At 62.1% G+C, this 19,747-nt stretch carries 19 protein-coding genes; 9 read left to right on the top strand and 10 right to left on the bottom strand.

Annotation, left to right across the window (positions count from 1 at the left end; translation table 11 throughout):
* The first annotated feature begins 26 nt into the window (after positions 1-26).
* Entirely contained in the window at positions 27-1,841 is a 1,815-nt protein-coding gene (locus D5261_RS08950; protein WP_125206272.1) for a M48 family metallopeptidase, read from the top strand.
* A 7-nt stretch (positions 1,842-1,848) separates the two neighbouring features.
* Here the strand turns inward: D5261_RS08950 and D5261_RS08955 are convergent, their stop codons facing one another.
* The gene (locus D5261_RS08955) at positions 1,849-2,061 is read right to left on the bottom strand and encodes a hypothetical protein (RefSeq protein ID WP_119324212.1); all 213 of its coding nucleotides are present in this window, start codon (positions 2,059-2,061) and stop codon (positions 1,849-1,851) included.
* Positions 2,062-2,141: 80 nt separating this feature from the next.
* Between D5261_RS08955 and D5261_RS08960 the strand changes: the two genes are divergently transcribed.
* Positions 2,142-2,789, top strand: coding sequence for a pentapeptide repeat-containing protein (locus tag D5261_RS08960; RefSeq protein WP_119324211.1), 648 nt, complete (start codon positions 2,142-2,144; stop codon positions 2,787-2,789).
* Here D5261_RS08960 and D5261_RS08965 read toward each other — a convergent pair.
* The gene (locus D5261_RS08965; RefSeq protein WP_119324210.1) at positions 2,786-3,568 is read right to left on the bottom strand and encodes a DUF3592 domain-containing protein; all 783 of its coding nucleotides are present in this window, start codon (positions 3,566-3,568) and stop codon (positions 2,786-2,788) included. The two genes, D5261_RS08960 and D5261_RS08965, sit on opposite strands and share 4 nt — an antisense overlap.
* A 166-nt stretch (positions 3,569-3,734) precedes the next feature.
* Between D5261_RS08965 and D5261_RS08970 the strand changes: the two genes are divergently transcribed.
* Together D5261_RS08970 and D5261_RS08975 are read left to right on the top strand one after the other, a co-directional pair.
* On the top strand, positions 3,735-4,223 hold the full coding sequence (locus D5261_RS08970) for an SseB family protein (RefSeq protein ID WP_119324209.1): 489 nt from the start codon (positions 3,735-3,737) through the stop codon (positions 4,221-4,223).
* Between the two features lie 46 nt (positions 4,224-4,269).
* Positions 4,270-5,823 carry a DUF8728 domain-containing protein gene (locus D5261_RS08975; protein WP_119324208.1) on the top strand — a complete coding sequence of 518 codons (1,554 nt, stop codon included), beginning with the start codon at positions 4,270-4,272 and terminating at the stop codon, positions 5,821-5,823.
* A 12-nt stretch (positions 5,824-5,835) separates the two neighbouring features.
* Here the strand turns inward: D5261_RS08975 and D5261_RS08980 are convergent, their stop codons facing one another.
* From D5261_RS08980 to D5261_RS08990, 3 genes are read right to left on the bottom strand one after another with little or no spacing between them, the layout of a single operon-like run.
* The gene (locus tag D5261_RS08980; RefSeq protein ID WP_119324207.1) at positions 5,836-6,573 is read right to left on the bottom strand and encodes a class I SAM-dependent methyltransferase; all 738 of its coding nucleotides are present in this window, start codon (positions 6,571-6,573) and stop codon (positions 5,836-5,838) included.
* Positions 6,574-6,583: 10 nt separating this feature from the next.
* Positions 6,584-7,792, bottom strand: a complete 1,209-nt coding sequence (locus D5261_RS08985; protein ID WP_119324206.1) for a glycosyltransferase family 2 protein — start codon at positions 7,790-7,792, stop codon at positions 6,584-6,586.
* Entirely contained in the window at positions 7,761-9,482 is a 1,722-nt protein-coding gene (locus tag D5261_RS08990; protein WP_119324205.1) for a CD20-like domain-containing protein, read from the bottom strand. Before D5261_RS08990 ends, D5261_RS08985 begins: the two co-directional genes overlap by 32 nt.
* A gap of 88 nt (positions 9,483-9,570) precedes the next feature.
* Between D5261_RS08990 and D5261_RS08995 the strand changes: the two genes are divergently transcribed.
* Entirely contained in the window at positions 9,571-10,644 is a 1,074-nt protein-coding gene (locus tag D5261_RS08995; RefSeq protein WP_301002455.1) for a glycosyltransferase family 87 protein, read from the top strand.
* Here the strand turns inward: D5261_RS08995 and D5261_RS09000 are convergent.
* Together D5261_RS09000 and D5261_RS09005 are read right to left on the bottom strand one after the other, a co-directional pair.
* Entirely contained in the window at positions 10,636-11,769 is a 1,134-nt protein-coding gene (locus D5261_RS09000) for an acyltransferase family protein (RefSeq protein WP_165864564.1), read from the bottom strand. The genes D5261_RS08995 and D5261_RS09000 overlap by 9 nt on opposite strands.
* A 50-nt stretch (positions 11,770-11,819) precedes the next feature.
* Positions 11,820-13,538 (bottom strand): ATP-binding protein, encoded by a 1,719-nt coding sequence (locus D5261_RS09005; protein WP_119324202.1) that lies wholly within the window; start codon positions 13,536-13,538, stop codon positions 11,820-11,822.
* A gap of 289 nt (positions 13,539-13,827) precedes the next feature.
* Between D5261_RS09005 and D5261_RS09010 the strand changes: the two genes are divergently transcribed.
* Both D5261_RS09010 and D5261_RS09015 read left to right on the top strand, forming a co-directional pair.
* Positions 13,828-14,154, top strand: a complete 327-nt coding sequence (locus D5261_RS09010; RefSeq protein ID WP_119324201.1) for a hypothetical protein — start codon at positions 13,828-13,830, stop codon at positions 14,152-14,154.
* 81 nt (positions 14,155-14,235) lie between these two features.
* The gene (locus tag D5261_RS09015; protein WP_119324200.1) at positions 14,236-14,796 is read left to right on the top strand and encodes a hypothetical protein; all 561 of its coding nucleotides are present in this window, start codon (positions 14,236-14,238) and stop codon (positions 14,794-14,796) included.
* A gap of 14 nt (positions 14,797-14,810) precedes the next feature.
* Here D5261_RS09015 and D5261_RS09020 read toward each other — a convergent pair whose 3' ends face one another.
* Positions 14,811-15,134 (bottom strand): YbjQ family protein, encoded by a 324-nt coding sequence (locus D5261_RS09020; protein WP_119324199.1) that lies wholly within the window; start codon positions 15,132-15,134, stop codon positions 14,811-14,813.
* A 129-nt stretch (positions 15,135-15,263) separates the two neighbouring features.
* A complete protein-coding gene (locus D5261_RS09025) occupies positions 15,264-16,193 on the bottom strand; it encodes an arabinan endo-1,5-alpha-L-arabinosidase (RefSeq protein ID WP_165864563.1) in 930 nt (309 codons plus the stop codon).
* A gap of 383 nt (positions 16,194-16,576) precedes the next feature.
* On the opposite strand from D5261_RS09025, the gene D5261_RS09030 reads away from it, so the two are divergent.
* Entirely contained in the window at positions 16,577-16,843 is a 267-nt protein-coding gene (locus D5261_RS09030) for a hypothetical protein (RefSeq protein WP_125206271.1), read from the top strand.
* A gap of 20 nt (positions 16,844-16,863) precedes the next feature.
* On the opposite strand, the gene D5261_RS09035 is transcribed toward D5261_RS09030, so the two are convergent.
* On the bottom strand, positions 16,864-19,092 hold the full coding sequence (locus tag D5261_RS09035; RefSeq protein ID WP_119324196.1) for a M60 family metallopeptidase: 2,229 nt from the start codon (positions 19,090-19,092) through the stop codon (positions 16,864-16,866).
* A gap of 270 nt (positions 19,093-19,362) precedes the next feature.
* Here D5261_RS09035 and D5261_RS09040 point away from each other — a divergent pair, with 270 nt between their 5' ends.
* Positions 19,363-19,698 (top strand): hypothetical protein, encoded by a 336-nt coding sequence (locus tag D5261_RS09040; RefSeq protein ID WP_119324195.1) that lies wholly within the window; start codon positions 19,363-19,365, stop codon positions 19,696-19,698.
* Positions 19,699-19,747: the final 49 nt, after the last annotated feature.

Below are 19,747 nucleotides of genomic sequence, written 5' to 3' on the forward strand. Positions count from 1 at the left end.
TGGCTTGCCTGCTTGTAATAGGCGGCATGAAACACTTACTCCTGCTGCTGCTTTGTTTCGTTTTGGCGCTGTTCCTTTTATCTCCTTCGGCTCACGCACAGAAGCGCGGGCTCTTGGAGTGGAATGGCGACGGCCCGCCGGAGATGACGATGCGCGTGGTGGTGGACCGGCAGGGCTGGGCGATGGTGATGCTGGATCGCGATGGAGGGGACGCGCTGCTGGCCTCCTCGTCGCCGGCGGAAGTCGACCGGGCGCTGGCCCGGTCGATCGGCGGATCGGTGCGTCCTCTGGGCGGCTGGTCCGGTCGTCAAATGGCCCGCAACTGGAGTGTCGTGCGCCGCTCGAACGATTGGCTCCATCGTACGGGCCTGCGCGCTCAGGGCGTTGTCAACCCCGACCCGCTGCGTCCCCTGATGCGCGCCGCGCACATCCTTTATCTGGTCGTCGAGGTTTCTCCGCGTAATGCGCCGAATTTTCATCTGTCCGGAGCGTATCCGGAACGGATGGCCAGCGGGAATGTCTATTACCGGCGCGCGTACTTCGAATATCCAGAGCTTCCAGGCTTGATCGGGAGGCTGCGGCGCGCTCCCAAACCTCCCGCCGTTACGGTTCAGGCGGGGTACACGCGAGCGGATCTGATCGGCGTCTGCGCGCCGTTGGCGCTGGTGCTGCTGCTGCCGCTCGCGATCACGTTCTGGATGCGCGCCCGAGCCCTGCGCGCCATGGCCGCCGAGGAGGTGGACTCCGCGACCGCCCTCTTCGGGTTCAATCGCTTCCTGCAGCAGATAACGCTGGTGGTGTGGCTGCTCTGGCTGCCGCTCAATTACGGACTGGGGCTGCGCGCGATCCTTGAGTTCTTTTGGGACGGTCCTTTGAACTTTATTCCGCTGCCGTTCCTCGCGTACTATCTGCCGGCGCTGACGACTGTAGCGTGTACGGTGATCGCGGCTCCGGTCTTCCGCCGCGTGTGGGACAAGCAGTTCGCGAGTGAGAATGTCGTCAAGGATTCTCTGCTCGCGCTGGCGATGTTTCTGCCGGTAGTGTTTTACTCGGTCGCCGCATCGTGCTTTCTGGACAATCCATACGCCGCCGCCGGCTGGGCGGCGGCGGGACTGGCCGTGCGCCAGGGAGTCCAGCGGCTCGGCAGGCGTCCCGTACTGCGGGTGACCGGCGGAGAGCTGTTCGAAGCGGCGCAACGCTTTTCGTCGGCGTCCGGGCTCCCCCCCGCCGACGTGCTTGTGCTGCCGGGCGCCGCCGGGAGCTTCGCCAACGCCTTCGCCACCACCGGCAACCGTGTCCTTCTGACGAAGTATCTGGTCGATGCGCTCAGCAAGCGCGAGGTCAACGCCATTATGGCGCATGAGATGACGCATCTGAAGCACAAGCACCCGATGATCCTGGGGGCGACATATCTGGCGTCCGCCGCGCTGTCGATCGGCGCCGCGTTCTGGGCGGCGATGCACCATGTTCCGGCCGCGTGGCTGGGAGTGATCCAGGCCGCCGTGCTTATCCTCAGCATGCTCGGGCAGACGATGCTGGGACGCGCCTTCGAGCGTGTCGCCGACGCCGGCGCGCTGGCGCTGACGGGCGATCCGGAAGCGTGCATTTCAGGTCTGGGAAAGATCACGCGGCTCAATCGAATGCCGATGGAGTGGGGGAAGTGGGACCGGTACTGGCTGACGCATCCCTCCACGTCGCAGCGCTTCCGGGAGATCGCGAAGCGCGGCGGGATGAGCGAAGAGCAGGTTACGGCGGCGATGCAGGCGGCCGGCGGCGAGACGACGGGGGAACGCTACAACATCGTGGTGAGGTCCGCCGCCGCGCCCGCGCCCGTGGTTTAGCCGGGGGCTAGCGTTTGGGCGGAGGCGGCCAGACGTCGTCATTGGGATCACCGGGGCGGCTGGCGCCGGCGGCGGGCGACTTCCGTGTCAGCGCATTGGCGGCGGCGACGGTCAGCGCGGCGACCGCCAGCACGAGGAGCGCGCCGAGGAGCATTCCGGACGGCGATAGGTCCAGAACCGGAATCGATCCTGAGGAATGGTCGAGGAGCATCAGCGACATTCGTCTATCCTCTCGCGCGATCCGCATCGCGTCGGGTATGCTTCTTCATTATACCGAAGTTACCGCGAGCACGGATCCCAATGACCCAGCCACCCATCAAAAAGCCCAAACTGCCGTCTGCCTACGCCGATGATGGCGCTCCGGACGGCGTCCTCGAACCGGAGCGCATCTACGAAGCGCTCCACTGGATCGACCGCGATCATTCCTATCAAGAAGCGGATAACCTGGAGATTCGGCGGTCGCTGCTGCAGCGAGTGAACTGGAGCGGCGCCGTGCTGCGCAAGATTCAGGTGAGCGACGCGCGGTTTCAGGAGTGCGATCTTTCCAACGCCGACTGGGGCGACGGCGGCGCTCAGCGCGTGGAGATGGCCGGCTGCCGCATGACCGGCTTTCGCGCCGAGGACGCGTTCTTCCGGGATCTGCGATGGGATGAATGCAGCGCGTCCTTCAGCCACTTTCATCAGGCGCGGTTCAAGGGCGCGCACTTTGAGGGATGCAACTTCCGCGACGCGGATTTTTACGGCGCGGACCTGACCGGCGTCGTTTTCCACAACTGCGATCTCACCCGCGCCCGTTTCACCGAAGCCGTTTGCGTCGACACGGATTTTCGGACGTCCACCATCGATGAACTAGTGATCGGCGTCCGGGAGTGGCGCGGCGCGATCCTCGATCCCTTCCAGACCGTGGTGCTGGCGAGCCTGCTCGGGGTGCAGGTGAGGACGGATTAAACGCGCACCGCCGTCATCAGAAAGAGCGGGCGGTTGCGCGCCGGCTGCGCCGGATCGCAAAGGACGACGAGCGGCTGGCTGACGTCCAGGTCGTACATGAGCGACCAGGACGGCGTTTCGACTTTATAAATGCGCCCTGCCGGCCCGATCGGAATGGTATAAGTGACATAACACTTGGGCCGCGCGTTTCTATTCCGGTAGTCGGTCGAATGTATCACTTCGCGGCCCATCACGAATCCGGCGACGGCGACGCCGTCGCGCATCAATGTGAGCTGTTCCTGGAACGTCCATTCCAGCGCTCCGGTGAACAAGCCAAGGATCGCCAATGCGACGATCGATGTCCAGAACCAGGCGCGTCCTTGCCCGGCGATCCGATCTTCAGTCATGACGCCCAGCCGGTAGGTGTGTGGGTTCGCGGGCAGATAAGTCACCGGGATCGATCCGCCGATCACGGCGTTGTCCCAGGTCCCATAATCGAACGACGAGCGATCCGTCACGAACGTTTGGTTGACGTAGAAATCATAGTCGAGATAGTAGGTGTCGTGCTTGCCGTGGCGGACCGTTTTGTCCGTGATCAGGGCGCCCATCATCCGGCCGTGCGCCTGGAGCGCGCGCAGCTCGTTCATGTCGCGCATGCCCAGCCAGCTCAGGAGGCCGAAGGTTCCCAGCAGCAGCAGGACCATCGTGACGCGCGCCGTCTGCGTTCCCGTGGTAAAGCGCGCCGGCCGGGGCGGCCGTTCGAGAATCTCCGCGGGCTTGGAATTAATCGTCGTCTCCATTGGGTCCTTCATTCGTTTCGAGATCGTTACTTCATGAGACACGGGAGCGGCCAATTTGTTGCACGGCTGGCTGTCCACGTATTTTTATGTTACACTGTCCGTATCTTGACGCTTGTTTGCGTGAAACACGCGCGAGAGAAAGACATTCTTTTTTATATTACGAACCATGGCTAATTGGAAATCGATCAAGCGCCCAAAGGCGCGGGAAGACGCGCCCTGCGCCGAGCCGGAGGCTCCGCCTCCCCCACCGGCCAGCCGTCTCGCCGCCGCGCTCTTGGAGGGCGAGCGGACCGGCGATAAGCGCCTCTTCTACGAGACCTTTCTCGAGTCGAAGCTGCTGGCGCCGCTGCGCCATGAGCCGCCGTCGTCGATCAACCCGCGTCTCGCCGACCTGAATTATCTCATCCGTGTCTGTGAAGGCTGGCCATCGCTGCTCGGATTTTCGGATCTTGAAGCGCTGAACGAGTTTTTCCAGGGGCCGCGCAAAGTCGTCTACGCCACCCTCGCCGCGCGGGATCTGTGCCGGATCGCGCTCGGCCAGGAAGTCGATCAGCTGCTGATCAACGCCGCCGGCCCCGTCGGATTCAGCCTATCGCCGCTGGAATGCCAGCTGCTCGCCGAGGGGGTCATCCCCGGCGACGGCCTGTCCCGCTAACGCCCCATGCTGTCTTTCCCGCGTCCGCGAAAAAGGAAATGTCCGTTTGAAATTTGATGTGTCCAAGGCGTCGCCGGAGGCCAGGCTTTTCTTTTTGTGCGCGATCGCGTACGCGGCAATCGTCTTGTTTGTGATCTCCCGGCCGCTCATCTGGCTGCTGGGATATGTGGCGGACGACGCCTTTTATTATCTCCAGGTCGCCCGGCATCTTGCGGAGAGCGGCCGGTCCACCTTTGACGGCGTGAACCCCACCAACGGCTATCACCCCGGCTGGATGCTGATCCTGACCGTGGCGGCGAAGCTTGTTCCGACGCGCATTCTGCTGCTGCGCGCGATGCTGCTTATCACCCTCATCATTCATGCGCTTGGCGCCGGGATCATGAAGAAGATCCTGGAGCGCTATCTTCGCCCGATGCTCGCGCTGGTGATCGCGGCGGGCTGGCTTTTCAACCCGTTCGCGCTTCGGCTGGCGCTTTGCGGGACGGAAGGACCGCTGGCGACCTGCATGGCGCTGCTGGCCGTTTTGCTGGCCCTGCGTCTTTCGGACACGGGCGCCGTTTCCCTGCGCCGCTGCGCGGTTTTGGGCTTGGTGCTGGGCGCCGCCGTTCTGTCCCGCACGGACCAGCTGCTGCTGGCGTTTCTCGTGCTCCTGCCTCTGGGGCTCGAGCGCTTGGCGGGGCGCTTCTCGGTGACCGGGACGTCCCTGAAGCGCGTCGCGGTCGCGGCCGGCTGCGCCGCCGTGGTCGTCGCGCCCTGGCTGCTGTTTTCTTATCTTTCCGTGGGGACGCTTCAGCAGGACAGCGGCGTTATGAAGCAGCTCTGGCTCGCTCATCAGGACACGCGCCGATCCCTTCCGGACGGGCTGCTGCCGATGTGGCTCGCCCCGGTTTTTGGGGGCTTGTCCGGCTCGTCCGATCCGCTGGACGCCATGGGCGTGGCGCTGATGGGGCTGTTCGCGGCCTTCGCCGCCCGCAGCCGTCAAACATGGGAGCCCTTCCGGGCGCTGTCGCTCTGGCTTCTCGCCTACGTCCTGACACTGGGCGCCATTTATGTGTGGCGCTTCAGCGACTTGCAGATCTGGCATTGGACGACCAGCGCGGCCGCGTGCTGGATCGTCGTCTGCGGGTTTGCCGCGCTGGCGTGGGAGGCGGCGGATTCGCGGGTGCGCCGGTGGACCTTCGCCGCCGTTCTGTTCTACCTGGCCGCCCTTCCGATCCTGCGGGCGCCGCTGAGAGAACCGAGTTATGTCTGGCAGCGCGCCACATTCTACTGCGCGCCCCGGCTCCAGCGGATGGTCCCGGAGGGAGAGCCGATCGGCTGTTTCAACGCGGGCATTCCCACGTACTTCAGCCGCCGTCATCTTGTCAATCTCGACGGACTCGTGAACCACAGCATCGTTCCGTACTGGAAGCGGGGGGAAGTGGACGCTTATTTGCGCCAAAACGGCATTCGATATATCGCCGACGAAAGCCATGCGTTTGACCGAATGATGACCTTCTGCCGGGACAACCCGCGCTTTACACAGGTTGCGGTCATCTCGGAGCCGGGCCGCGCGAAGTACCTGCGCCGGCTGTGGCGCCTGGAAAACGCGCCACGGTAATTTGCGGGGGAGTTACTGGAGCGGCTTGCGGCAGAGGAGCTGGTACTGGGTCCCCAGGGGCGTCTTGGTGAGGGACGGCTCCCAAGGCCGCAGGGCCGCGAGAAAACGCGGGAAGATGAAGTAGAAGTCCTGGCGGACGATTTCAAATCCCTGATCCGTCACCAATCGGCGCGCGGCGGGCGGCGTCACCTTGACGACGCCCTTGTCAAACGGGCAGCGCAGCATGACATACTGCGTGCCGGGATTCCAGGGGTTGTTTTCCCAGAGCGCGAAGATCCCGCCGGGCTTCAGGCATCGGTAGATATAAGCGATCACGCCGGCGCGCTCCGCCACGGGCACATGGTGGAGCGTGCCGTTGCAGTAAACGATATCGGCCGCGCCCGAGGGGACATATTCGTCGCAGTGCGCGAAGGACGTCCCCGAGCCTCCGTAATCCGCCCGCGCGACCGCGAGCGATTTGTGCGAGACATCGATCCCAAGGACATGTTCGGGCCGGAGGATCTCCTGCAAGAACGGCGCGCCCGACCCTGTGCCGCAGCCGTAGTCGATTACGGTTCCCAGCGGCGCCGTACGATCCGAAAGACAGCGCCCCAGCCACTCGACGCGCCCGCGCGCGAAGAAGTTTTTATCCTCCCCCGAAACCGCGATGCCCTGCGCGAGCGCGGCGTCATAGTCGTCCGCCACGGCGTCGAACACGAGGTCCGCGCGCGATGTGTCAGTTTGCGGCGGGTCGATCTTTGCGGTGCTCATCGGGAAGTTCCTAACGTCGTTTCAGCCGGATCAGGCTCATCAAAAAGCTGCCGAGAATCGTCTGATGCCCAAGCGCCGTCAGAGTGGCGCCGGGGATGACCCAGCGCATCGTGTGCGGATAGTTGAGGTGCTGGAAATCGATCCGCGCCCATTGCAGCACGGCGCATCCCAGCAGCGCGACGCCGGTCGCCAGCGCGGCGGCGCCGACGATCAGGCCGCGCTCCAGCGTGACGGACTGGTGGAACCGCTCCAGGCGCGGGTCGTCGGGCAAAAGCTGCTCGCTAATGGCGAACGTCTTGGAAAAGAGCGAGAACAGCACCGACTGGTAGCCGCACAGCAGAAAAAGGCTGGCGAACATCAGCGTATGGATGTCGAAGGTGACCCCGAAGAGATGCATCGCGGGCATCGCCACGAGGTAACCGAGCAGTCCGGCGGCGATCAGCGCCAATCCCGGGATGAGAAACAGCCAGCGCGGGCTGTAAAGCAGGAAAAATCGCAATGTCCGCCACCCGTCGCGGAACGTGCGCAGGTGCGGCGCGTGCGCCTTACGGCCGTCCGGATGGAGCGTGATCGGGACTTCGGCGATGTTGGTCGCGCTGAGACTTGACTTGATGATCATCTCCGTCGCGAATTCCATCCCGGTGCATCGCTGGTTCAAGCCTTCATAGTGCGCCTTGGTGAAGCCGCGCATGCCGCAGTAGACATCATGGATCGGGGCGCGAAACCAGGTGCGCGTCAGAAACGAGAACATCGGATTGCCGAGCCAGCGGTGCAGAAACGGCATCGCGCCCGGCGCGACGGTTCCGCCGCCCGACGGCAGGCGGCATCCCTGGACCAGATCGTACCCTTCGGCGAGCTTGGCGTAGAACTTCGGGATCTCCAGGAAGTCATAGCTGTCGTCCGCGTCGCCCATCAGCACGTATTTGCCGCGCGCGGCCGCGATGCCGCCCATCAGAGCGCTCCCGTATCCCTTCTGAGACACCGGGACCACCCGGGCGCCGTAGGACCTCGCGATCTCCTGAGAGCCATCCGTGCTGCCGTTGTCGGCGACGATGATCTCCGAAGCGATATCCAGAGTCGCCAGCGCGCGCTGCGCCTTTTCCAGGCAGGTCGCGAGGGTGTCCGACTCGTTGAGACAGGGCATGACGATGCTCATCTCAACCGCGCCCGAATCCGGGCGATCGATCTCACTTTGTGGGCTTGGGTTGTTCTTTATCATAATCGCTTAGCTGGGACTTCCATTGATTTTCGGTTAACAGCCAGACTTTTCTCTTTGGGTAATAGCTTCGGACCAGCGCGTCCTGCGCGGGGTCCATCTCGCGCGCCCAGACGATCTTGGCGCTGTCCATGTCGGCGGCGTTGAAGACCCATTCGTCGCGCCATGGATGCCGCGGCCCATAGCGCACAAAGACGAGCTGCTGTCCAGGCGCCCGCGCCAGAGCGGCGCGCACGCGCGCGGCCCGCTGGCCCAGACCGCCGCGCACATTCGCGGCCGCATCGTCATAAGCGCCCACGGCGCTCAGCAGGCAAACGACGCAGACCACGCGGCAGACCGATCGGCCGATCCTCCCCTGCGGACCGCGCCAGAGAGAGAGCTGCCGGATCGAAGCGACAATGAGCAGCGCAACCAGGGGAGCACTCGGTGCGTTATAATGTGAATTGAACCACGTTTCCGCCAAAAGCGCAAGGATTACGACGCAAATTATTACGCCCGCCCGCCGCAGCCAGGGATCACGCGCCAGCGCGGAAGGCAGGAAGATCAGGGGAATCAGCAAAATCAGCTGGAATGCGCCCTCGAAGAGGCCGAGCAGCGAGAAGCGCTTGGCGTCCGCGAGCCGTCCGCCGCCCATCGGAAAAGACGCCTGCCCCATCTGCAAGAACTTGAACCCGCACCACTGCAAAAATCCCCCCGGCGTTCGCTGCTCGCGGTACAGAGGGATATTCGCCTCGGTGACCATGTCGCGCATCGGCGCGTTATTGTAGGCGATCATGGGGCGCAGCGGCTGCCAGAGGAGCGTCGGAACCACGCCGTACTGCTTCTCATAAACGACGTAAGGGAGGCGCAGCGCGCTGCCCGTCACGGCGTGATTGTAAAATCCGAGCCAGAGAAAATTGAGCGCCAGCGCCGCGCCGAGCGCCGCGCCGAAACGGCGAATTGCACGAAGATCACGGCTGCGTTGCTGAAGGAGCGAGATCCCCAGAAGGACCAATGTTGTCGCCGCCGCTACGGCCCCCTCGAACGGACGGCTGCTGGCGAGGATCGCGATCCCCAGCCCCATGACGAACCCCATTTTCGCCGACGGGCGATCGGCCGCGCGCCGCCATGCGCCAAAGAGAAGCGCGCCGCCCAGAAACGCGACCCCGCCTCCCCAGTACGATTGCCCCCAATCCAGCATCGTCGGCTGGATCGCGGCGAGGATTCCGCCCAGAAGCGCCCATCGCCTGGGAAGCCACGCCTGGAGCATCCAGACAAGCGCCGCGCACGCCAGCGCGATGACGATCCATACTCCCGCGATGGGCAGCCCCGTCAGAACCTGACCCAGAGCCAGCGAGAGCCCCTGTGCGGGCGGATACTTCGCCTGTCGCGTCGGCGTTTGCAGCTCATGGAAGGTCTCCAGACTCTTCCAGAAGATGTGGGGTGGGTTTGTCAGGCGCCCGTGCGCATAAGTGTCGCCCGCGAGCAGATAGCCGAACTCATCGTGCTGGAGCGGCGCTGGCGGGCCGGCGGCGGCGAAGATCAGCAAGTTCACGGCCAGCGACACCAGGGCCGCCGTCAGCGGCCCCGCCCAGCGCAGCCGGGCGTAACGCGCGAAGCGGCGCTCGATCGGCGCGGCGATTTTCAGGGAGCAGAAGCAAGGGAGGATCACGACCGTAAGGGCAAATAAAAGGAGTGAAAGGAAGGATAGCATGGCATTGGAGCGGCGCCGCCGGTCTTCCTCACTATACCACAGGATTTGTCTTCACGCCAGCACGCTGGATGTATGTTACAATAGGTCTATGGCACTCGCTCGTCAGCTTGCGGATTCGAAGATGATACGGATGGTTTTTCTCGTGACGGCGGCGCTGCATCTGGCGATCCAGCTCGGCGTCTGGCTTCCCAATGTGTGGAAGCGCCGGGATATTCAGCGAGATATGACCGTGTATTATCAGGCGGCGCAGCGCGCCGAGCGTCATCGCCCGCTGTACAAGCCTCTGCGCAGCAATGCGCCCGATGTGAACCGGGGCGCTTATATCTACCCGCCCCAGTTCGCCGTGGTCGTTTCTCCCGTCGCTCGTCTGCCGTATCTGACCTATGCCCACTTGTGCTATGTATTGGAGCTGGCTGCGTTCTGGAGCTTTGCGTACGCCCTAGTCCAGCTTGCCGGCGCGCGACGTAACGCCGCGAATGTGCTCCTCTGGGGAGGGCTGCTGGGGATCACTCCGGGAACGTACGATGCGATGACGCTGGGGCAGGTCGATCCGCTGCTGTGGGCGCTGTTCGGCTTCGCGCTCTGCACGCGCCATCGCGGGGTGTTGCTGGGGATTTCGGCGCAGATCAAGCCCTTCGCGCTGCTGGTTGTGGCGATCGCCGCATGGCGGGAGCGCGGACGCGTGCTGTGGCCGGCGGCGATCGTGATCGCTTTGGGAACGCTGCTGGGCCTTGCCGTCTACGGGCCGATGTCGTTTGTGCGCTGGGCGCAGTGGGGGCTGCCGGTGCCGACGCAGGGCTCGTTCGAGGCGAACAACATCTCCCTGACCTATCTGGGGCTGCGTCTGGCGCGCGCGCTGGGGTGGTGGAGCTATTCCGGAGGCGAACTGCCGGCGGCGGCGCGTTTGTATCTGGCCGCATCCGGATGTTTGGGGGCCGCCGGCGCGGTGTTTTTGACGCGGCGGCAGTCCCCAGCGATGCAGTACGCCGTCACACTGGTTGCGGGCGTGCTGTGCGCGCCGCTGTGCTGGATTACCTATCTGCCGCTGGCGCTCGTCCCATTCGCCATTTGCGTGCGGGAGCGGCGCTCCCAGGCTGGGACGGAGACCGCTCCGATCGTCACCGAGAAATCGCTGAGCGCGGTGTCGTCAATCTTATCGTGATTGGCGCGTACCGATGGATGCGGCGTAGGGGAATCGTCGCTTGAGGTCGTTGATCGGCGCCTCCAGAAAACGCCAGGAAACCGCGGCGCTGGCGTAAGTCAGCGCGAGGGCCGCCGCCGGGATGAGCGCTCCGTGGAACGCCCTGAGCGCGGGAACCGTCGCGCAGGACACCAGGAAGAAGTTATGGAAGAGATAGAGACCATAACTGATGCGCCCCAGGTGAACCGGGGCCGGATGGGACAGCAGGCGCTGAAGACTGCCGCCCCGTCCACGCCAGAGCGTCAGCACTAACCCCGCGAACGCGACCGCCAGCAGCCACTGGCCGGCGGCGGCGGAGAAGATCTGCGCCGCCGCCATGGGAGCGCCGCCGAGCAGGATCACGGGGATACAGACGCCGCCGCTGATGAGCGCCGCGCGTTTCAAGAGATCGTTCCGGACGCCAAGAAACCCCGCCCCCGTTTCCACCATCGCCGCCGCCACGCCCACCGTCAGGTAATCGAACTGCATCGGCGACAGGTATTGCAGGAACTCATCGCCCGATCGCCAGCAGAAGACGCGGGCGATCGCGAGCGCGATCCATAGCCACACAAACCCTTTCGCCAAACGCTCCGTCGGAACGGTCAGGATCGCCAGCGGCGCCAGCAGGTAAAAATGCTCTTCGACGGAAAGCGACCAGAGGTGCGATGCGCCGCCAATCCAGGCTTGCTTGAGATCGACGTAGACATTCGTCAGGTAGAGCGCGTGCCAGAGGAGGGTTTGCGGCGGATCGAACCAGGCAAATCCAAACGGGCGTGACAGCGCCAGCACGGCCAATAAGGCGTAGTAGACGGGAAAGATGCGCAGCGCCCGACGGATATAAAAGATCCTCAGCCGCTGATTCAGCGTCCCGTGGCTGTCGTTCTTGAGGCCCAGCAGGATGCGGCCGATCAAAAATCCGGACAGCACGAAAAACAGCGGGACTCCGTACTTTCCCCACTGGACCCAGCGGACGAGAAACGGAGCCTGGTACTGTGAGTGATAGACGAAAACGCTGAGAAACGCCAGGAAGCGCAGCCCATCCAGCGCGGCGTTATGCCCGGCGCTCACGGCTGGGCGCGGATCGGAAGGTTTGATAAGAGTGTTCAATGGGAGCCCGAAATCTTTATGGATGCTCCCATTATACAACAGTTATCGGATCATGCGGCTTTGGCGACGCGCGCCAGCGCGCGGTGCAGCTCGGCGCGGCGGATCGGTTTGGCGATGTAATCGTCCATGCCGGAGGCGAGGCAGCGCTCCCGGTCGCCGTCGAGGCTGTTCGCGGTCAATGCGATGATCGAGACGCGCCGGCCGGTTGCCTGCTCCATCTGGCGGATTTCGCGGGTGGCGGCGTAGCCGTCCAGAGTCGGCATCTGGACATCCATCAAAATGACATCGTAGTCATTTTGTGAGACCGCCGTTACGGCCTGGCGTCCGTCGCCTACGATCTCCGCGTCGCATCCCAAACGCGACAGCAAGCAGTGCGCGACCTTTTGGTTGACGCTGTTGTCCTCGACCAGCAGAATACGCAGCGAAAGAGGCTCCAGCGGAATCGACGGAAGCTCGGGGGGCTTCGGCGCCGCGACCGGGACGCGCTCCGGCGCCGGCTTTTGCAGCAGCGCCTCCACCGTGAATACGCTTCCCTCGCCCGGAACGCTCTGTACGTAGACGGCGCCGCCCATCATTCGGGCGAGACGATGCGCGACCGTCAGCCCCAGGCCCGCGCCGCCATGGGGGCGCGTCCGCGCGCCGTTCGCCTGCGTGAAGTCCTCGAAGATCGCCGTTTGGCGCACGGGATCGATCCCGATCCCGGTATCGGTCACGCTGATGCGCAGCCGGACCTGCGCGGCCGTTTCGTAAGCCAGCGCGGCCTCCACGGCGATCGCGCCGCGTTCGGTAAATTTGACGGCGTTGGAAAGCAGGTTGACCAGGATCTGCCGCAGCCGCCTTGGCGCGCCCGTCAATTCGCGGATCGTTTCCGGCGCCGCCGCGCAGGAAAACTCCACCCCTTTTTCCCGCGCCTGTGGTTCAAAGACGGAGGACACATCGTCCAGCAGCGCCTGCAAATGGAACGTCTCCGATTCCAGCGGGACTTGATTCGCATCGATGTGCGAGAAATCGAGCACCGAATTGACCATCGTCAGAAGTTCTTCGCTGCTTGTTTCGATTGTCCGCGCGTAATCGATCTGCTCCGGCGTCATGGGCGTGTCCAGCAGCAAGGCGGCCATCCCAATGATCGCGTTGATGGGCGTTCGGATCTCATGGCTGATGTTCGCCACGAACTCGGCTTTGATCCGTGACGCTTCGAGCGCCCGGTCTCGCGTGCGGACGAGCTCCAGGCTTTGCTCTTGCAGCTTTTTCGACTGCATCTGCGCCTGCTGCGCTTGTTTGGCTCCGCGAATCTCGCTCGCCGCGACCTCCGCCGTGCGGCGTCGCAGCTCAAGATTGCTCATGACTTGCCGCGCCAGCGCTTCCAGCGCTTCCTGCTGATCGGGGCTCAGGCCGCGCGGCGCCGTATCGAGCACGGTCAGCGTTCCCAGCACGGCGCCTTCGGGCGTCACCAGCGGCGCGGAGGCGTAAAAATGAACACCCGGGATTGCGGCGGTCCAGACTTCGTCCCGGGCGCCGCTTTGTGTCGTGACATGCGTGTGGGAGGCCGGCGCGCAAGGCGCCGACTTGAAATCTGCGCCCAGGATCGATTTGAACCACAGCCGGCCGGCGTCCATCATGGCGATCACCGCGATCGGCGCACTGCATAGCCGCGACGCAAGTCGGGCGATGTCGTCATAGTGGCGTTCCGGCGGGGTGTCGAGAATATGGTATTGTTTGAGTATTTCCAGGCGCGAGTGTTCGCTCACGGACTGGTCGGCAGTCAGCATAATTTTGGGTGACGAAGGACCTTCCGAAAAAGGTCCTTCGCGTTTCTCCTTGATGTGGACGTTTGGCAACGCCGGCAGGAGATGGTACGAAGCCGCCCGCCTGAACCGGCGATGTGTTTCGGCCTCCGATGCCGCTCTCTAATCTTATTATCGTAACGGGCATAACCTTTTGTAGGGCGGCGCGCAAGAACCGGCAATGACGCGAGGTTTCCTGGGCGTCGGTTTCAAAATTGGCGATCGGTGATATGATAGTCTAAACGGCGGCCTATCGGATTTCGAGGAGAAGATTATGGATTTCGCACAGATCGCGCAGATACTTTCGTCCAGCCCCGAGGCGGACCAGCAGCAGCGCGGCTTGCTTCAGGAAGTGATGAACGTACTGTCGAGCCGGGGCGTGGATCCGGGCGCCGTGGCCCAGCAGGCGGGCGTTCCCAGCGCGAATCCCAGCCATCTGCCGCATCAAGATCTGATCGCCTTGACGCAGCATCTGCTCCAGCAGCATCCGGAGATCGTCCAGCAAGTCGCCCAGCGCTTTCCCGCCGCGCAGAGCATTCTGGGGATGCTGGGAGGCCAGGCCGGCGAGGATGTTCTGGGCGGTCTGCTCGGACGGCTGTAAAATCAATTTTCAAGCAGGAGATCGAGCAGGAAGAGGCGAATACTGGGGCGACTTGTCGGATTGCCGCCCTGGAGACCCGCCATGAACTGCACCTTGACCCTCGACGTCACCGCTCCCGACGGCGAGCTGGCGCGCGCGGATGAGTGTTACGCCACCCTGCAGCGCGAAATTGAACTGCCCTTTACGCCGGTGATCGGCCTGACGATCGCGCTGGAGCCCGAGATCTCCGCGCGCAAGCAGAAGCAATACGGAAAGCTCTTCGGCGCCGTCGAAGACTTCTCCGGCCACTTCCAAATCGAGCGTATGGTTTACGAGGTTGAAACCGGCCGTTTCATCCTGCGCCTCAGCCATCGATTCGAACCCACCCTCGACGGATTTTACGCCCAGATCAAGTACCTGGAGACGTTCTTCGACTTCACCCTGCTCGGCAAGCTCCGGCGCGGCAAGCCCGCCGCCACCGTCCCCGGCGAGCTGCGCGAAGTCGACAAAGATGTCTGGAGCGTGGTGCTCACCTGTCCCTACTGCCGCGAACAGCACGAGCACCCCGTCTCGCATCCGCAGGACGCCGGCCTGCTCTTCTTCTGGGCGCGCTGCGCCAACGCCCGCCGGCAGAAAAAGTACTTCGTCGACATCGCCGCGTGAATTCACGTATTGGGCTAGGCCTTGCGCACCAATTTGACCGCCGTGCCGTACGCCAGCACTTCTGTCACTGAGGTCGTGAACTCGGTGGCGTCGTAGCGCGTTCCGATTACGGCGTCGGCGCCGATCTGCTGGGCGTGCATCACCATCCGGTCAAAGGCTTCCTGGCGCGCCTGTTCGCACACCTGCGCGTAGGCTTCGATATTGCCGCCGAAGATCTGGTTGATCCCGCCCATGAACCCCTGCGCGAGGTTGGGCGAGCGCACCACGATCCCGCGCACCACTCCCAGATACTGCCCGATCGAATACCCATCGACTTCATTTCCCGTCGTCACCAGCATTGGCCTATCCTCCCGTGTTTGTGTTACCGGATTATGACCCTGGACGGCGAATTAAGTTGCATCGCGCATTCAGAACCCTCTTGCGCGGATTATCGCAAGAGAGTCTGAGCACGCGCTTCCGCTTCGAGCTTAATAGTGCGAATTCCACGACGGCCATCCGCCGCTGAAGGTGAGATTAGAGACACCCAGGGTAGGGGCTCCGTTGTTATTGCCGTCATAGTAATGGTAACTGATGACGCTCGCCCAGAAACCTGCTTGCCCCGGACCGTAATACGGGTTGCTGCCGGACATGAAGACCCGGTTGCCGCTGTACGGACCGGTGATGCTGGTCGCTCTCGCCACCCACATGGTGTAGGTGCTGTTCACGCCGTTGCAGCACACGCCGCGCTGATAGAAGCAGTAGAAGTAACCCCCGTTCCAGATAATGTTCGCGCCTTCCGCATCGGAGATGTTGATGATGTTGGTCTTTGATCCCGTCAACTTGCCGGTGCTGGTGTTGACCGGCGAGATCCAGATCCCGGTCAGGTGCGAGCCCCAGCCCACCCAGCCGCTCCAGATAAAGGGGTCGATGGAGCCGTAGACCGTATTGTTATCGGAATAGACCACCATCCCCTGGTCGCTCCAGTTATAGCCGTCCGAGCTCGTGGCGCAGCCGATGCAGCATGGCTTGGCGCCCAGCGAACAGGCATAGTACAGGAACCACTTGCCGCCCTGCCAGACAATTTCCGGCGCCCAGAAGAAGCCTTTGAAGCCGGGAACATAGGTCTGGATCCAGCTCGGTCCATTGCCGCTGCCGAATACGGAGCCCACATCGGTCCATGTCACCATATCGGGGGATGTCTTGTGGATGATTCCCTGTCCGGTGCCCCAAATGTGATACAGGCTGCCGATTTTGACGATGGACGACGGATCGTGGATCCCATTAGCGCCGTTAGTGGCGCGCGCGGGACTTCCCGCGAACGCCATCACCATCCACAGCAGAATGGCGAGCGTCAACCGGGCGAAAATGTGCAAGCGTGACGAAGTTTTGCGGTGACCGTGAAGAATGGAGACGTTCATTTTCCTTCCTTTCATTGAAGGCGAACTTGCAATGCGATTGCGCCACTCTCCATCATTCTCTCTATATAGCAATTAAATCTAAAAGAACAATTGAGGCGACGCTCCGTGCGGCCCGTTCATTGGGACCTGCGAGAGACAGTCTAACACACTTGTCTATTTGAGTCAATACCAATTTAAAACATATTAAACCAATTATATTATTTGGTTGACATGTGAGCGCTCAGTTTATTCCTATGAAATAATTTTTGCAAAAGTGAAACAAGCGCGAACGTTTTGCGTCCTAAGAGATATCCCGCTGACGCGCCGGCGCCGCCACTCCTCTCGCTCACCGAGGCCGCGCAATCGCGCCGAGAATTTGAGTGAACGGAAAGGATTCCATTGCGATGTATGCGACACCCATGCCCTACGAAGAGTTCGCCGGCGGCGGCTTCAGCTTTATGACCCAGATCCGCGTCTTCGGCTCCTGGACTGTCTGGTCCACGTCGCGCGATTTTCACTATCTCCTGTGTCTCGTCAACGACGACAGCCGCGAAGCGCTGCTTTGCGAGTACGAGGACAGCCACGAATGCTTCGCCGACATCAAACTCCTGCGCCGCATTCCCGCCAGCAGCGCAGAGAGTGAAGTGAGCCGGCGTCCGCATGCGTTTTGATCTCTGGCGCGATCAGATGGCTATTGCGCCGCCTCCTGACGTTTCGGAAAGTCTGGCGGCATCCAGGCAGGCAGGTCACTGAGAGCGGCGCGCGCTTCGGGTGAGGTCGGCACGCCCCACGCCTGGAAGAAGGGAGCGAGATTTCGGCCTGCCGTCCGCGAGAAACGCGTCATCCACTGATCCCGCTTTTCCAGGTCCGTCTTGGGTCGGGCTGAGGAGGGCAGGGCGCGGTATTCCGCGAAGACCTTTTTATAAGCGTCCCACCCGAAGGCCTGCCTCAGTTCGATATACATCGTGAGGGCGATCCAGGGATCGTCCTTCCACTGGTTGAAATCGCTCCCCTCGTTGATATATTTCTGCAGCCGCTTTTGCATGACGTCCGGGTACAGGGCCGGATGCTGCGAGGAAGTGAGTCCGCAAACCGTCTCCATGATGTACAGATCAAAGACGTTATTCGTAACTTCCCCGGTCCCGTCAAACGTCCAATCCGGTTCTTGATGGTTATGTCCCATCTCGTGAAAAAATCCCCATGACTTGCTTTTCCCTTCGCCATTGGTGAGGATCACGTGCGTACTGACGACATCGTTCGCAACATCCAGCCCCATCATGATGGGATAGCCGGAGTGCATATAACCCAGGCTAATTTGGCGGTCGACACAGTAACGCTCCGGACGCGGCCGATGATGGGGAATTCCCGCGAAGTCGGCGTAGCTATCCAGAATACGATCCCAGAGGGTCATCAACGCTTGTGGGTCATCCAGAACGCGAACAGCCGCCGACGGAACGGTCAAGATCACATTGTCGCCCTGCAATTCCGCCCAGGGCGCAGGGTTATTGCGGATCGTGGCTCGCCATGCGGAAAGATCGGTCTTGCCTTTGACAAAGTATGGCGCTTCGATGGCGTGACCAATCGTGACAGTGACGCTGCCCAAGGCGCAGTTGTCGGGAACGACAATGTAGATCGCTCCGCCGAAGGCGTTCGCCGCGATGGTTTGAGCGGCGTCCAGAGGAAAAACGCGTGTGATTGCTGGAGCGCGCTCCCATTTATTCAGCGCCCACAAGGTATCCGTGTGCGCGCCAATACGGACCTGGAGGCCCTTCTGTACGGCGCTCGTTGGCGTGGTCACGGTGATCTGTTCGCCAGGAGCCGCGTACAAGCCGGTGCTATGCCACTCCGGGATGCTGGCGTCAATCGTGACGGCCTGGGTCACACGAGACGCGTTAGGCGGCGCCAGGCCGGGAAATGAGGCGGAGGCGGGGAGGATGTGGACCTGCGCGGCGGGCGCCTGCATCGCCTGCTGGACCTGGAGAGACAGAACGACGCGCTCGATCAGGTCGCGATCCATAAGCGGCGTTTCCAAACGGAGCGCAGGGTCATTTCCGTGCTGGGCTACCAGAGATTTCAGACGCGGCAGCAGGATTTTGTCATCTGGCGGCAGTGTGTTGACCGCCGTCAGCACCGTTTCCACGGCCTGCTTTGAGTCCGGAAGGACTGCCTTAGCGAGAGAAAGACCATTGGAATCCGATGAGGAACCCGAATTGAGCACGAAGGTCAGAGCGTCAGACGCGTTGAGCATCGCGTCAGGAATCATTCCGGCCAGATAGCCTTGCGGCGCCGTGGTATTCAGTGTCCCATCGGCCCAGAGCAGACCGGCTGACGCCAGGAGGCGGTTGCCGCCATGCTGAGTCAGGGCCTTACCTGGGTTGGTCTGGAGCCAGCCCCATCCCAATTCCGCCGCGAGCACCCCGCCGCCCCGCCGCAGGTAGTGATCCAGGGCGTTAATTTCTTTTGGCGCGAGATCCGACAGCGGGCATGAAACGACGGAATCGTCCTTCAGACGGTCGGTCCACTGCGCGCCGTCGAGTGTATCCACGGCGACGCCGTGCGTCCTTAAGTAGGCCGCAAGGTCGGGCCGCCGCCGGATACCGACTTGCACTGGCTGACCTGTGCGAGAGAGCCAGTGGACTGCATTCAGCACGAGCGTCCCGGTGTCCGCCGCGCTCAGGGCATCGGCCTCCAGATAGCCTGGGTGCCCGAACACCACGACCCGCCCCGCCTTCAGACGAGAAGCGGCCACGACCGGCGCCGCCAAGCGATCGCCGATTTGCCCTGTGATCAGTGGAAATGCATCCTTCCCAAACACAGCAACAGGCCCCGGCAGCCCCGGCGCTGCGATTGTATGAACGCCGGTGAGCAGAACTATCTGATCGGCTTGATGGACTCCGTCCGCATAACATATGCCGCGCATCAAACAAAATGCCGCTGCAAGAGAGACGAGTAAGTGAAATTTCCTGATCAAAAACAGCCTCCCCAAAACCGCTCTATCGTGTCAGTGAAATCATGGCGTTACGATTCGCATGGCATGATGTTATTATATGCTGGGAAGTTCAAATAGAGATCAATAAATATTTAATTTTATATAAAATTGCAAAGGGCAACGAATAAAGCGACAAACACGTATTCTGATAAAGCGCAATTGATTTGCCGTATCGTGTTATCTCGGAGATTTACAATTTCTATGCTGAAGCGTGTCGCCAATAACATCGCCAATACCTTGCTCGGCGCCGCCGCAATCATTCCCATTTATTTCACTCTGCATTATCTGCTGTTCGATCGCCTGAAGCCGAACCCTAACTATCCTAAAATGCAGGACGACCTTGGTCTCGTCTGTATATCTTTCCACACGCTTCTATTTCTCGTCTTTCTCCGTGTTGTTGTCGCGCGCAGTCTCTTCGTTGATCGTTTTGGCGGCGTTCGAGGCCATAATCTATGGTGCGGCGTCGCCATTGGGTTATTCGTCGGCTGGCTATTGGTCTTCATGCTGGGTACGGGCACTGACGGTTTTCTCGACTAGCGCTACTGACGCTGCTGGTTTTGCATTGCCCGACCGTACAATCTGCTAT

It is taken from the genome of Capsulimonas corticalis (assembly GCF_003574315.2).
In the GTDB taxonomy this organism is placed as follows: Bacteria; Armatimonadota; Armatimonadia; order Armatimonadales; family Capsulimonadaceae; genus Capsulimonas; species Capsulimonas corticalis.

Coding starts and splice junctions, on each gene's coding strand:
- D5261_RS08950 (WP_125206272.1), top strand. CDS start 27: ATGAAACACTTACTCCTGCTGCTGCTTTGTTTCGTTTTGGCGCTGTTC.
- D5261_RS08955 (WP_119324212.1), bottom strand. CDS start 2,061: ATGTCGCTGATGCTCCTCGACCATTCCTCAGGATCGATTCCGGTTCTG.
- D5261_RS08960 (WP_119324211.1), top strand. CDS start 2,142: ATGACCCAGCCACCCATCAAAAAGCCCAAACTGCCGTCTGCCTACGCC.
- D5261_RS08965 (WP_119324210.1), bottom strand. CDS start 3,568: ATGGAGACGACGATTAATTCCAAGCCCGCGGAGATTCTCGAACGGCCG.
- D5261_RS08970 (WP_119324209.1), top strand. CDS start 3,735: ATGGCTAATTGGAAATCGATCAAGCGCCCAAAGGCGCGGGAAGACGCG.
- D5261_RS08980 (WP_119324207.1), bottom strand. CDS start 6,573: ATGAGCACCGCAAAGATCGACCCGCCGCAAACTGACACATCGCGCGCG.
- D5261_RS08985 (WP_119324206.1), bottom strand. CDS start 7,792: ATGATAAAGAACAACCCAAGCCCACAAAGTGAGATCGATCGCCCGGAT.
- D5261_RS08990 (WP_119324205.1), bottom strand. CDS start 9,482: ATGCTATCCTTCCTTTCACTCCTTTTATTTGCCCTTACGGTCGTGATC.
- D5261_RS08995 (WP_301002455.1), top strand. CDS start 9,571: ATGGCACTCGCTCGTCAGCTTGCGGATTCGAAGATGATACGGATGGTT.
- D5261_RS09005 (WP_119324202.1), bottom strand. CDS start 13,538: ATGCTGACTGCCGACCAGTCCGTGAGCGAACACTCGCGCCTGGAAATA.
- D5261_RS09010 (WP_119324201.1), top strand. CDS start 13,828: ATGGATTTCGCACAGATCGCGCAGATACTTTCGTCCAGCCCCGAGGCG.
- D5261_RS09015 (WP_119324200.1), top strand. CDS start 14,236: ATGAACTGCACCTTGACCCTCGACGTCACCGCTCCCGACGGCGAGCTG.
- D5261_RS09020 (WP_119324199.1), bottom strand. CDS start 15,134: ATGCTGGTGACGACGGGAAATGAAGTCGATGGGTATTCGATCGGGCAG.
- D5261_RS09025 (WP_165864563.1), bottom strand. CDS start 16,193: ATGAACGTCTCCATTCTTCACGGTCACCGCAAAACTTCGTCACGCTTG.
- D5261_RS09030 (WP_125206271.1), top strand. CDS start 16,577: ATGTATGCGACACCCATGCCCTACGAAGAGTTCGCCGGCGGCGGCTTC.
- D5261_RS09035 (WP_119324196.1), bottom strand. CDS start 19,092: ATGCGCGGCATATGTTATGCGGACGGAGTCCATCAAGCCGATCAGATA.
- D5261_RS09040 (WP_119324195.1), top strand. CDS start 19,363: ATGCTGAAGCGTGTCGCCAATAACATCGCCAATACCTTGCTCGGCGCC.